This is a genomic window from Pseudidiomarina marina, assembly GCF_044807045.1.
Lineage (GTDB): Bacteria > Pseudomonadota > Gammaproteobacteria > Enterobacterales > Alteromonadaceae > Pseudidiomarina > Pseudidiomarina marina.
Genome location: NZ_CP085233.1, coordinates 865,016 through 877,590 on the forward strand (window position 1 = coordinate 865,016; position 12,575 = coordinate 877,590).

The 12,575-nt window shown below is 47.8% G+C and carries 10 protein-coding genes; 5 read left to right on the forward strand and 5 right to left on the reverse strand.

Annotated features, from left to right (window positions below):
• Nucleotides 1–2: 2 nt before the first annotated feature.
• Nucleotides 3–2,441, forward strand: coding sequence for an ATP-dependent helicase HrpB (hrpB, locus tag LG272_RS04140; protein WP_404409770.1), 2,439 nt, complete (start codon nt 3–5; stop codon nt 2,439–2,441).
• Nucleotides 2,438–4,723, forward strand: a complete 2,286-nt coding sequence (mrcB, locus tag LG272_RS04145; protein ID WP_404409771.1) for a penicillin-binding protein 1B — start codon at nt 2,438–2,440, stop codon at nt 4,721–4,723. Before hrpB ends, mrcB begins: the two co-directional genes overlap by 4 nt.
• Here mrcB and hemL read toward each other — a convergent pair.
• The 3 genes from hemL to hemJ all read right to left on the reverse strand — a co-directional run bounded on the left by hemL (nt 4,715) and on the right by hemJ (nt 7,547).
• Nucleotides 4,715–5,998 (reverse strand): glutamate-1-semialdehyde 2,1-aminomutase, encoded by a 1,284-nt coding sequence (gene hemL / locus LG272_RS04150; protein WP_404409772.1) that lies wholly within the window; start codon nt 5,996–5,998, stop codon nt 4,715–4,717. The genes mrcB and hemL overlap by 9 nt on opposite strands.
• 27 nt (nt 5,999–6,025) lie before the next feature.
• Entirely contained in the window at nt 6,026–7,042 is a 1,017-nt protein-coding gene (locus LG272_RS04155; RefSeq protein ID WP_126760362.1) for an aspartate carbamoyltransferase, read from the reverse strand.
• A 79-nt stretch (nt 7,043–7,121) separates the two neighbouring features.
• On the reverse strand, nt 7,122–7,547 hold the full coding sequence (gene hemJ, locus LG272_RS04160) for a protoporphyrinogen oxidase HemJ (RefSeq protein WP_126760361.1): 426 nt from the start codon (nt 7,545–7,547) through the stop codon (nt 7,122–7,124).
• Between the two features lie 84 nt (nt 7,548–7,631).
• On the opposite strand from hemJ, the gene LG272_RS04165 reads away from it, so the two are divergent.
• The 3 genes from LG272_RS04165 to pepQ are packed head-to-tail and all read left to right on the forward strand — an operon-like array spanning nt 7,632 to nt 10,121.
• Entirely contained in the window at nt 7,632–8,342 is a 711-nt protein-coding gene (locus LG272_RS04165; protein ID WP_126760360.1) for a DUF6776 family protein, read from the forward strand.
• Nucleotides 8,343–8,400: 58 nt separating this feature from the next.
• Nucleotides 8,401–8,748 carry an iron-sulfur cluster insertion protein ErpA gene (gene erpA, locus LG272_RS04170; protein WP_092858575.1) on the forward strand — a complete coding sequence of 116 codons (348 nt, stop codon included), beginning with the start codon at nt 8,401–8,403 and terminating at the stop codon, nt 8,746–8,748.
• Between the two features lie 59 nt (nt 8,749–8,807).
• Nucleotides 8,808–10,121: a Xaa-Pro dipeptidase gene (gene pepQ / locus LG272_RS04175; RefSeq protein ID WP_404409773.1), complete on the forward strand. Its 1,314-nt coding sequence runs from the start codon at nt 8,808–8,810 to the stop codon at nt 10,119–10,121.
• A 14-nt stretch (nt 10,122–10,135) separates the two neighbouring features.
• Here pepQ and LG272_RS04180 read toward each other — a convergent pair whose 3' ends face one another.
• Complete coding sequence (locus tag LG272_RS04180; RefSeq protein ID WP_404409774.1) at nt 10,136–11,260, reverse strand: anhydro-N-acetylmuramic acid kinase; 1,125 nt, start codon at nt 11,258–11,260, stop codon at nt 10,136–10,138.
• Complete coding sequence (locus tag LG272_RS04185) at nt 11,260–12,567, reverse strand: peptidoglycan DD-metalloendopeptidase family protein (protein WP_404409972.1); 1,308 nt, start codon at nt 12,565–12,567, stop codon at nt 11,260–11,262. Before LG272_RS04185 ends, LG272_RS04180 begins: the two co-directional genes overlap by 1 nt.
• Nucleotides 12,568–12,575 lie beyond the last annotated feature (8 nt).

The following is a 12,575-nucleotide window of genomic DNA, read 5'->3' on the forward strand; positions in this document are numbered from 1 at the left end:
TTATGACGACACCACAGGTGCTGCCAGTAACAGCACTCATCGATGATGTGATTCGGTTACTACCGAGTGCACCTGTGGTGCTAGAAGCGCCGCCCGGAGCAGGGAAATCGACGGCATTACCGCTTGCGCTCATGCAAAGCGAACTTTTTCAACAGCAACGAATTCTCCTTCTCCAGCCGCGGCGTATGGCGGCTCTCTCAATTGCCCATTTTCTTGCCGAACAGCTTGGAGAAGCGGTTGGTGAATCGGTGGGCTATCACATTCGCGGTGAAGCAAAATTCAATGCGCAAACACGGCTGTTGGTAGTTACCGAAGGGATGTTTACTCAATATATCCAGCGAGACCCTGAGCTGCTTGGTACTGGCTTAATTATCTTTGATGAATTTCACGAGCGTAATCTTGCCACTGATTTAGGTTTGGCAATGGCATTAGAGAGCGCCAGTTTACGTGACGACCTTCAGTTACTGATTATGTCGGCAACGTTGCCAGCACAAACAATTGCAAATTGGCTTGGCGATGCGCATGTGCTGCAAAGTGAAGGGCGACAGTATCCAATTAATATTCAGTATCAACCAGTGCCAGCAAATCAAACTTGGCTGCAAGCCATGCCGGCGGTCATCCGTGAAGCTATGCGCTTGGCATCAAAGGGTGTTCTGGTATTCGTACCGGGCAAGCGTGAGATCGATCAACTGAGCGCCATGTTCGAAGGGAATTCCGAGTGGCTCGTGATGCCACTGCACCGACAAATTCCGTTAGCCCAGCAAAAGCAAGTATTAGACGAACGCGACACGCGTCGGCGCCTCGTCATTTCAACAAATATCGCTGAAACCAGTGTGACCATTCCAAACATTGATGTGGTGGTAGATAGTGGGCGAGAGCGACAGGCTCAGTTTTATCCACAACATGGCATCACCAAACTCGTCACAAGCCGTATCAGCAAGGCGTCGGCAACGCAACGTGCTGGACGCGCTGGGCGTCTTGGTCTGGGACACTGTTTTCGATTATGGGCACAGGCCGACGAGCATGGTTTGCGTGATTATCAAGCACCTGAGCTGGAAACCGCTGACTTGACTAGCTTTCTACTTGAGTGCCGACGTTGGGGCTCTAGTCCTGAGCAATTAAAGTTTTTCAGTTTGCCGAATCGGGGAAACTTAGCGCAAGCAAACTCGGTGTTAAAGGCGCTCGAATTATGTAATGAGCAAGGCATGCTGACAGCACTTGGTCATCAAGTTGCCGACCTCGGCACCGAGCCACGATTGGCCACGCTCTTAGTTCGTGCAAAAACGACATCAGCAACACACGCCGCCACAGCGGCTTGGTTAGTCGCCCAGCTTGAGCACAATGTTGAGGCAAACCAATTTCCGCTGCCAGTTGAGCGTTTGACGCAAACCATGCGTCAACGTTATCAATATTGGTGTAAGCAATTGGAACTGACGCAACCGAGAGTCGATGCAAGCTTATGCAGTGAGGTGTTACTGTGGGGATTCCCCGATCGTGTTGCTAAACTGCGCGCAAACTCAGACCGCTATTTGTTGAGTAACGGCGCTGGCGCGATGCTCCATCAACAAGACACCCGAAGCCGCGATGACTGGTTATTGGTGGTTGATATGACTCTATCTGAGCATCACCGTGACGCGATTATTCGTACAGCGATTCCGCTAAATAACACCGATCTTGAGCATCTAGCGATAATACGAGAACGCCGTGTCGAGGTTCGTTGGCAGGGGCCACAGCAACGTTTGCAAGCTTTAGAGGTTGATGCAATAGGTGCAATCGTACTGCGCGAGATTCCGCAACCCGATAAAATTAGCTCTGAACAGCGGCTGCATGCACTGGGTAATTATGTCAAAGCGCAGATGCGTGAGCGGGGGCTAGAGCTATTTCAACTGAGCCCAGCAACGCAGCAGTGGCTGGCGCGAGTTCGTCTGTATGAGAAACTTCAGCAACCCACCGAGTGGCCGTCAATTGCGATTGAGGTATTAGTCGATAGCATTGAGCAATGGGCTGAGCCGTATTGGCTATCCATTGATAGCCTCAGCAAGTTGCATGCATGGGACCCGCTACCCGCACTTCAAGCACGATTGACGTTTCAACAACAACAGCAACTTGATGAAGCATGTCCAGCGGCTCTCGCTATCCCGAGTGGCCGGCTTGTTGCAATTGACTATTGTGCTGAAAAACCGACAATTTCTGCTAAGTTGCAGGAGCTTTTCGGCGAGCCAGTGTCGCCAACCATTTGTAACGGCAGACAAAGTATTACCATAGATTTACTTTCTCCAGCGGGGCGTTTGTTGCAACGCACCGCCGATTTAGCTAGCTTTTGGAAAAATGCTTATCAACACGTCAAAAAAGAGATGAAAGGGCGTTATCCAAAGCACCCTTGGCCTGATGATCCGTTACAAGCGCAAGCAACGCATAAGACGAAGAGACAATTAAAATGACCCGAAAGAAAAAGTCGACGCCGAAGCCATCTTTTATTCGACGCATTGTCATGCTCGGATTGAAGCTGTCGATTGTCGGCATTGTGGTACTTGTTGGGTATCTTATCTATCTCGATGCGACATTTACCGAGCGCTTTAGCTCGAGTCGATATCAAGCGCCGGCGTTAATTTATGGCCGTAGTCTTACCCTAGAACCACAAGCAACAGTTAATAAATCAACATTAATTAGTGAATTGCGCCGCCTTAATTATCGTGCGGTTGATGCCGTCAAAGATTCAGGTCAGTACCGCTTGACCGAGTATGGCGTTGAGTTTTATCGGCGACCATTCGATTTTGCTAACGGCCCACAAATGGCGAAGCGTGTGCAAGTAAATTTTGCCGGTAATCGTGTACAAGCAATTTTGAGTTTACCTGATGGCCGTACGTTAAATCGAATTCAATTGGAACCACCTTACTTAGGTCGATTATCCGGTGGCAACGATGAAGATCGGTTGCTGGTTGGTCTTGAGCGCGTTCCGAGTCTTCTTATCGAAACCTTGTTGTTGGTAGAAGACCGCGATTTTTATCATCACTCAGGTATCTCTCTAACGTCGATTGGTCGTGCTGCGCTTGCCAATTTATCTGCCATGCGCACGGTGCAGGGTGGCAGTACCTTGACCCAACAGTTGGTTAAAAACCTTTATTTAACGCGCGAGCGGTCATTGTGGCGAAAAATGAACGAAGCTTTAATGGCAATCGTGCTCGATTATCGATTTAGCAAAAACGAGATCCTAGAAACCTACTTGAATGAAGTGTATTTCGGTCAAGATCGAGGCTCGGCAATACACGGTGTCGGCTTGGCGAGCCGTCTGTATTTTGGAAAGCAAGTTGAAGAACTTAATGCCGCCGATATTGCGCTGCTAGTCGGCATTATCAAAGGTCCTTCGTATTATGACCCACGTCGCTACCCAGAACGTGCGCAAGAGCGTCGCGACCTCATATTGCAACTCATGTTTGCGCAAAACCTTATGAATAAAACGCAATATGTTGCTAGCGTGAGTCAGCCTGTACTACCAGCAGGTACGGGGCGGTTAGTTACTGAGAACCTACCGCATTATATGGAGTTGGTGAAGTTTGAGCTGGGACGCTTAAACCTTCCAGTGAATTGGCAGCAAGAAGGTTTGCGGGTTTTTACTTATTTTGATCCAGTGACCCAGAACGCAGCTGAAGCAGCAATTGTTACCGAATTACCTCGCGTGAGCGACGATGATGAATTACAAGGTGCGATTGTTATTGCCAACCATCAAGAGGCGGGCGTTACTGCAGTTGTTGGTGATAAGAATCCACGCCAAGTTGGGTTTAACCGAGCTGTTGCAGCGATGAGACCGGTTGGCTCGCTGATTAAGCCACTCATTTATGCGGAGGCTTTCCAGTCTCTACCAGATTTTGAATTAGGCTCTTTAGTTTCTGATGAACCATTTCAACTAGCACAGTCGAACCAACCAATATGGATACCGCAGAATTTCGACAAAAAATTCGAAGGCGAAATGTTGGCTTATGATGCGCTCGCACAGTCGCGAAATGTGCCAGCTGTTCGTCTCGGCGTTGAAGTCGGTATTGAACGCTTAGCCGAACTGCTACAGATGAGCGGCGTCGATTCGCCAATTACAAGTGTTCCAGCTATTACTCTTGGCGCTGTGCCACTTTCCCCTATGGCTATTACTGAGATATATACCATGCTGGCACAGCATGGCGGTTATCGCCCACTACAAAGTATACGTGCGGTGACCAATCATGAAGGGTTAACGGTTTACGAGCGCAACGTCTCCCAACAGCAACGACTCTTTAGTGAGGCTTCAGGCTTTTTGGTGAACTTTGGTTTGCGTGGGGTTATCAATGAAGGTACCGGGAGCAAGCTAGCGGATGCTTTTGGCGTTAACAAACTAGCTGGTAAGAGTGGTACCACTAATGATTATCGTGATAGCTGGTTCGTGGCGTATGACAATCAGCATGTGGTTACCGTTTGGTTGGGGCGAGACGATAATCAACCGGTGCAACTCACCGGCAGCAGTGGTGCACTAAAGGTAGTGCAGCAAGTACTTGAGCAGATACCAATTGTACCGTTGCAATTAAACTCACCAACCGATGTTGAAGCGGCGGGCTTTCATCCGCAGCTCGGCGTGCGTATTCCAGTGGACTGTAATAATGCTCGACTATTACCGGCCCGACAAAAAAAATTGCCCGAGGACCTTGGGTGCTCGGGCAATATTGAAGAGAAGTCGTGGTGGCAGCGCTTATTTTAGCGCTGCAAATGCAACCTTCGCAGCAGCTAATGTGGCGTCAATGTCAGCATCCGTATGTGCAGCCGACATAAAGCCAGCTTCAAACGCTGATGGCGCTAAGTACACACCTTGTTTTAGCATGCTGTGATAGAAGCTACGGAAGTGCTCCATATTGCACTGCGTTGCTTGTGCATAGCTGGTGATTGGGCCATCCGAGCTAAAGAAGAAGCCAAACATTGAACCAGCACGGTTCGTGGTGAATGGAATACCAGCCTCATCGGCAAGTGCCTGTAATCCATCAACTAAGCGATCAACCTTGGCATATAAGCTTGGATATAACTGCTCGTCATCAAGCTGGGTTAATGCGGCAAGACCTGCTGCCATCGCAACGGGGTTACCTGATAATGTACCGGCTTGATAAACAGGGCCTACCGGCGCAATGTAATCCATAATTTCGCGCTTACCGCCGAAAGCACCAACAGGCATGCCGCCACCAATGACCTTGCCGAGCGTGGTTAGGTCAGGGGTGACTTGGTAACGTTCTTGAGCGCCACCGCGAGCAACACGAAAACCAGTCATTACCTCATCGAAAATCAATACGCTACCGTATTCATCACAAATTTCGCGCAAGCCTTCTAAGAAGCCAGGAGCAGGTGGAATGCAGTTCATGTTTCCAGCAACAGGTTCAACAATAATAGTCGCGATTTCGTCGCCAACTTCGGCGAAAATCTGACGAACTGATTCAATATCATTGAAGGTTACAGTGAGCGTATGCTTTGCAAAATCTTCTGGAATACCTGGCGAATTTGGCACGCCAAGCGTCAACGCACCCGATCCAGCTTTTACCAATAACGCATCAGCATGACCGTGATAGCAGCCTTCAAATTTTAAAATTTTGTCACGACCGGTATAACCGCGCGCCAAACGAATTGCAGTCATGGTTGCTTCGGTACCCGAATTGACCATCCGCACTTTCTCAATTGACGGCACCAGTGCTTTGATTTTCTCAGCCATGGTGATTTCATTTGCCGTTGGCGTACCAAAACTCAAGCCACGGTCTACTGCTTTATGGGTTGCTTCGCGAATGGCTGGGTTGTTATGGCCAAGAATCATTGGGCCCCAAGAACCAACGTAGTCGATGTAACGTTTACCGTCGGCATCAAACATATAGGCACCATCTGCGCTTTCGATAAAAATTGGTGAGCCACCAACGCCGTTGAAAGCGCGCACCGGAGAGTTCACACCACCGGGAATGCTGTGTTGAGCTTGTGCGAATAATTCGTCAGAACGTGACATTCGTTTCCTCGTAATCGTTTAAGTTACTTAATAACTGGTGCGCTTTTCGCTATACCAGTTGACGTCGCACTCGTATTTTTCAATTTGATCGGCCACACCTAAAGTGAGCGCAAAGAGTGCCATCCGAATGAGAACACCATTATCTGCTTGACGGAATATGGCTAAATTCGGGTTTTGGTTCAAATCGTTATCTAATTCATTTGCTTCAGCGCGTGAGTCACGCGGCAGCGGGTGCATAATCACGGTGTTCGGCTTGTAGTGTTTCGTATAAATTTCACTGTTGAGGCGGAATTTACCACGGTACATGTCTGCTTCTTGTGGCGTTGTAAAGCGCTCTTGTTGAATGCGAGTTTGATAGACAATGTCGGCATCCGAACTTCCGCTAACCTGATCGGTAATGGTAACCCGATGGCCAGCCTTATCAAGCACCTCAAGTACACTATCAGGCATTGCCAGCTCTCGCGGCGAAATCAGAGTGAAGCGAATATCCTTGTACATAGCGAGTAAGCGCGACAGTGAGTGCACAGTTCGACCAAATTTTAAATCACCGATCATGCAAATGTGCATACCATCAACGTCGTGGCCGTGATAAGCCAATTCTTTTTTGATGGTGTATAAATCAAGTAGTGCTTGAGTTGGGTGCTCGTTCGCACCGTCACCGCCATTGATAACAGGTACGCGACTACCTTCGGCAAATTCGGCTACTGAGCCAGATTTTGGATGACGCATCGCTATCACATCACTGTAGCTACTGAGCACGCGCGCCGTGTCGTAGAGTGATTCGCCTTTAGCTAGCGCGGAACTCTCCATACCGGTTGTTTCACGTACCTCGCCGCCAAGTAAATTAAACGCGGTGCCAAAGCTAACACGGGTTCGGGTAGACGGTTCAAAAAACAAATTACCTAGAATGGCACCATCGAGCACTTTGGTACGTTTTTGCCTGCGAGCATAAGGTTGCATGCGGTCGGCAATAGCAAAAATAGTCTGAATACTGTCGATATCGAATTGCTCAACAGAAAGGATATTTGAACCGGTAAAATTCATGATGAAAGGCCCTGCAGTGATTGCACACACTGGGCCAGTACTTTAACAGAAACTGCGCTTAAAAAGAATGATCAAACCGCTAAAACGGTTTGACCACGGCTAAAATGATGATGGCAAATAATGCAAGCACCGGAATCTCGTTAAAAACGCGGTAAAATCTATGACTGCGGGTGTTTCGATTATGTTTGAAATCGGCCAAAAGCTTAAAGCAATAGCCATGATAAACGTAGAGCAATGTAACGATGACAAGTTTTACATGCAGCCAACCGCTGGCTTTTAGCCAAGCGCTGCCATAAATCCACATTAATGCGAGACCAAAAACCAACGTCAAGATGGCAAATGGCGTTACAAAGTAGAGTAAACGGCGCTCCATAACTTTGAACTGCTCGTGAACAGCGTCGTTTTGGTTCTGCGCGTGGTACACGAATAATCGCGGTAAGTAGAAGATGCCGGCAAACCAAGCCACCATAAAAATAACGTGAAACGCTTTTAACCAAAGAATCATCTGAAAGCCCATGTGTTTATTTTTAGTTGCGTCCTAACCAGTGCCTGCGTAGCATGGCGCTAATTCATGATAAGAAGTGAGCCCATGAAAGAGAAGCAAAATATCATAACAGCAGCATTAGTTCACCGCTTTGGTGGCTGGGGTGTCATTGCACTAGCAATCGCTATCGGTGCATTAGCTGGCTATTGGGGTGGTCATTGGCATGTTTTAAAGCTTATCGATAAAGTTGCTCAACAAGAGGCGACAATTGAGCAACTTTATGAGCGAGCTGAAACCTTTGATTATCAGCAGCACATTGCGACCGTTGAATTAGGGATAGAACGCGCTGCCAGTCAAAGTTTGCAGCAAGAGCTCCTGATGGCGCAGGACGAGAACTTTGCCTTGCGTCGTGAATTGACGTTTTACCAAAAAATTATGGCGCCAGAAATGGAAGCCAGTGGCGTTGTTATTGATTCGCTTGAGTTACAGCAGAACATTGCCGCCGACCATTATCATTTTCGTATTGCAGTGGTGCAAATGGAACGTCTGCGTAACCTCACTAAGGGGACGTTAACCATGCGTTTGCATGGTCGAAAGGACGGCAAGTCGGCGAGTTTTGACTTAATGGCACTGGCAAATATTGAAGCGAAAGATCGTCAATTTAGTATGCGATACTTTACCGTCCAAGCGGGTGATTTTGTGCTACCGGAAGACTTTTTACCGGAGCGTATTGATGTTGAAGTGAAGATAGATGGTTCGAATCAATCGCTGACACGAAGCTTCTATTGGAGCCAACTTCTGCAAGGCAATACTTGACCCTTTTAGTCAGGTAAGAGAAAATAGCACCAGAATTTTCAAGAGGTACCGAAAGACTATGTCAGATGTTGCACAAGCCATGCCTATTCAGTTTACTGAATCCGCAGCTAACAAAGTTAAAAAACTTATCGCTGAAGAAGAAAATCCGGCGTTGAAACTGCGTGTGTATGTGACAGGCGGCGGCTGCTCAGGTTTCCAGTATGGTTTTACCTTCGATGAAAAGACCAACCCTGGTGATATGGAAATCGAGAAAAACGGTGTGACATTGGTGGTTGATCCAATGAGTCTGCAATATTTGGTTGGCGGCACGGTAAATTACGAAGAAGGGTTGCAAGGCGCACGTTTTTTTGTAGATAACCCGAATGCGACGACTACCTGTGGCTGTGGGTCAAGCTTCGCCATCTAGAGATGAGTTAATGCGTTGTTTCGGTTAGAATGTTGCCAAACATTCTAACCGAGGTATTTATGAGCGCATACGCAGACCATATCGCCACAGTTAAAGCCAGATTTGACGAAGCTCTTACCGCAACTGGTTTCGATTCTGTTCTTATCTATGCAGGGCAACCACGCGTCGCCTTCTTGGACGATAATCCAGCTCCCTATAAAGTGAATCCACTGTTTAAGTATTGGGTTCCTGTCATCGAAAGCCCGAAGAGTGCCATTTTTTACCAGCCAGGGCAAAAGCCAGTCGTGTTCTTGTTCAAACCTCGCGATTTCTGGCACGCCGAAGTGAAGATTCCCGCAGAAGAATGGCAGCAACACGTTGAGCTGATCGTTATTGATAACCAAGAAAAAATGACGGATTGGCTCGGTGACAAGATCAAATCCGCTGCTTTCATTGGCGAAGATTTTGCCGAGCCAGTGGCGAGCTGGCCAGTAAAGGCACGTAATCCAGCAAATTTAATCGATCATTTGCACTTCCATCGCGCAATCAAAACGGCGTGGGAAGTAGAAAACATGCGGCAGGCGAATAAATTGGCGGCTAAGGCGCATCTTGCCGCTCGTGATGCATTCATGGCTGGCGCTAGTGAGTTAGAAATTCATCACGCTTACCTTGCCGCCATTAATTTTCGTGAAAGCCAAGTACCATATAACAGCATTGTGGCATTGAATGAACACGGTGCGGTACTGCATTACGATGTATATGAAACTAGCGCTCCTGAGCAATCACGTTCATTCCTGATTGATGCTGGTGCATTGTATCGCGGTTACTGTGCGGATATCACCCGTACTTACGCACGTGAAGAGGGCTTCTTTGCGGATCTCATCGAGGCGATGGATGATGCGCAACAAAGCTTGTTAAGCGAAATTAAACCAGGCATCAATTATTACGAGCTGCATGTTAGTCAGCACCTTAAAATTGCAAAAATTCTTGGTGAGTTTGGCTTTGTTAAGGGAACTGCTGAAAGTATTTACGAACAAGGATACAGCAGCGCCTTCTTCCCACATGGCTTGGGTCACTTCATTGGTTTGCAAGTGCATGATGTGGGTGGATTCTTGGCGAATGATCGTGGTGACACCATTGCTCGCGATCCACGTCATCCATTCTTGCGTTTACTCCGTGATGTTGAAGTAGGACAAGTGTTCACTATTGAGCCAGGCCTCTACGTTGTTGATCAGTTACTCGAAGAACATGCCGGTAACAAAGACTTCAATTGGGATAAGATTGCCGAGTTACGTCCATATGGCGGCATTCGCATTGAAGATAGTATTGTTGTTGGAACAGATGGTAACAACGAGAATCTGACTCGCGATGCTTTTGCTGAGTTAGGAAGTTAAACGACAACGTTTTACTACGGTAAGTACAAGCCGCCGAGTATAGTTGGGCGGCTTGCTCCGGTAACAGCCGGTAAATTGCCTGGCACACGATGCATATAGCAACGTGCAAGCCAGGCAAATGCCATGGCTTCTACGTGTTGAGGCGCAACGCCAAGCACCGATGTTGCATGCCACCCGCAATGTGGCAACTTCGCCTTCAGAGCACTCATTAAAATTGGGTTGTAAGCACCACCCCCCGCAACAAAAATTGTCTCGGGGCGCTCTGGCAACCAGTCTTTGATGGCTTGAGCTACGGTGCAAGCTGTCAGTTCGACTAGGGTCGCTTGTAAATCTTCTGCTTTAAATTTCGATAAATCGCCAAGGTACTTTTCAAGCCACTTTAAATTGAAATCGTCACGACCAGTACTCTTAGGTGGAGGACGTTTGAAATAATCATCATCAAGAAGCTTCGCTAGAACATCATCAAGAACTTGCCCATGAGCGGCAAATGCACCGTGTCGGTCAAAATCATCTTCATGGTTGGGATGACAGGCTGTGAACCATCGGTCTAGTAGTGTATTTGCAGGTCCAGTATCAAATCCCGTCACCCCTGCCGGCGTACCTGGAAGCCACGTAATATTCGCAATACCACCAAGATTTAGAATAACCCGTGATTCGTCAAAGCTACTAAAAATAGCCTGATGAAATGCTGGAACCAGTGGGGCGCCTTGCCCTCCTAAGGCGATATCCTTGCGCCGAAAATCGGCGACGACAGGTATTCCTGTTAACGCAGCGAGCGTGTTCGGATCACCGAGCTGAAGTGTATAGGCTGGAGACTGATCGGGTTGATGACGAACCGTTTGTCCATGACTCCCAATCGCTTTAATGGCACTCGGTGAAATATCGAAATAGGTTAGAAAGTGATTCACCGATTCGGCACAAAACTCGGCGAAACGTCGATCGGCACAACCCCATAAGTGAAGTTCGCCTGTTGATTCGTGACAAAGGATATGTAGTTGCTCTAGAAGCTCGTCATCGAGCGGATACTGACGATGTTGCAGAAGCTCTGGTTGCGCTGCATCGAACTCTACGAGAACCACATCAAGCCCGTCCATACTAGTACCGGACATGAGGCCGAGGAAGAGCTCACGTTGAGGCATCAGCGCATCGCCAAATACAACCGCTTACTATCATTCAAAACTGCGAGACGCTGTTGCGCTATCTCTTTGAATACCGGTAGTTCCGCAGCGACCAGTGATTCGGCTTGTGGGAACTTAACTGTGCGTGGATTACGATGTACGCCATCAACTAAAAACTCATAATGCAGGTGCGCGCCAGTAACACGACCCGTCGCGCCGACGCGGCCAATCAGTTCACCTTGCTTCACCCGTTGCCCTTTCTTGACAAGGCGCTTACTCAAATGCAGATACTTCGTTACATAACGCTCACCATGTTGAATAAACACGTAGTGACCATTTAGGTTGTTATAGGCGCTAGCAATCACTTTTCCTGCACCAGAGGACATCACTGGTGTGCCAGTTTGAGCAGCGTAGTCGATACCATTATGCGGTCGAACTTGACCAGTTACAGGGTGCAAGCGACGCGGGTTGAAACTTGAACTGATATAGGTGAACTTAACCGGTGAACGCAGGAATGATTTCCGCATTGCTCGACCTTCGGCATTATAAAAATCACCGTTTTCATGTAAAAAGGCTTGGTAGTGTTCGCCGCGGTTTACAAATTCAGCAGCGAGAACACGGCCATAACCAACGAACTCGCCATCAGCATACTCTTTCTCGAACATGACGCTAAACTCATCACCTTCACGTAAGTCGAGCGCGAAATCGATATCCCAACCAAAAATATCTGCAATGCTCATGATTTGACCTTCAGTCAAACCGGCATCAATACCCGCATTCCAAAAACTCGAAGTGATTCGTGCGTGCGCAGTTTCAGTTCTTACTTCAACTGTTTTTGATTCAATTTCACTAACGAAACCGTTTTCCGATTTGCTAACAATTAACGTATCAGTTGGATTGATTTGATAAGCAATTTGAATCAAATCATCGTGTTCGTCTTTGGCAAAGCGTAAGGTATCACCTGGGTGAATCTTGCGCAGGAGTTTATCTGCCTGAGCGTCTTGAGTAACGCGATAGAGCTGCTGCGGGGTGAACCCCATTTGGTCAAAAATACGCGCTAACGAGTCACCCGAACGAACTTCATAGCCGCTCCAACGTACAGTTGTGTCTTGCTGACCCGAAGCATTTGATTGCGGGTTTTCGACATTAATCTGCAGTTGATAGCGTTGTCCAAGGATTAATTCGGCTTGGCCTAATTGTGGTTCAGAAACGTGCTTAGATGCTGTCGCAGATTCGGATGGAAGCAACACAACAAGGAGTGTTACCGCGCAGACAGAGCTGAGCAGTACTTGATGTCGACGCGGTAAAGCGGCGATGAATCTTGTCATATATTTAG

Excerpts from the sequence above, each read along its gene's own strand:
- pepQ (WP_404409773.1), top strand. The coding sequence starts at position 8,808 with ATGAGCGCATACGCAGACCATATCGCCACAGTTAAAGCCAGATTTGAC.
- hemL (WP_404409772.1), bottom strand. The coding sequence starts at position 5,998 with ATGTCACGTTCTGACGAATTATTCGCACAAGCTCAACACAGCATTCCC.
- hemJ (WP_126760361.1), bottom strand. The coding sequence starts at position 7,547 with ATGATTCTTTGGTTAAAAGCGTTTCACGTTATTTTTATGGTGGCTTGG.
- LG272_RS04185 (WP_404409972.1), bottom strand. The coding sequence starts at position 12,567 with ATGACAAGATTCATCGCCGCTTTACCGCGTCGACATCAAGTACTGCTC.
- hrpB (WP_404409770.1), top strand. The coding sequence starts at position 3 with ATGACGACACCACAGGTGCTGCCAGTAACAGCACTCATCGATGATGTG.
- erpA (WP_092858575.1), top strand. The coding sequence starts at position 8,401 with ATGTCAGATGTTGCACAAGCCATGCCTATTCAGTTTACTGAATCCGCA.
- mrcB (WP_404409771.1), top strand. The coding sequence starts at position 2,438 with ATGACCCGAAAGAAAAAGTCGACGCCGAAGCCATCTTTTATTCGACGC.
- LG272_RS04180 (WP_404409774.1), bottom strand. The coding sequence starts at position 11,260 with ATGCCTCAACGTGAGCTCTTCCTCGGCCTCATGTCCGGTACTAGTATG.
- LG272_RS04165 (WP_126760360.1), top strand. The coding sequence starts at position 7,632 with ATGAAAGAGAAGCAAAATATCATAACAGCAGCATTAGTTCACCGCTTT.
- LG272_RS04155 (WP_126760362.1), bottom strand. The coding sequence starts at position 7,042 with ATGAATTTTACCGGTTCAAATATCCTTTCTGTTGAGCAATTCGATATC.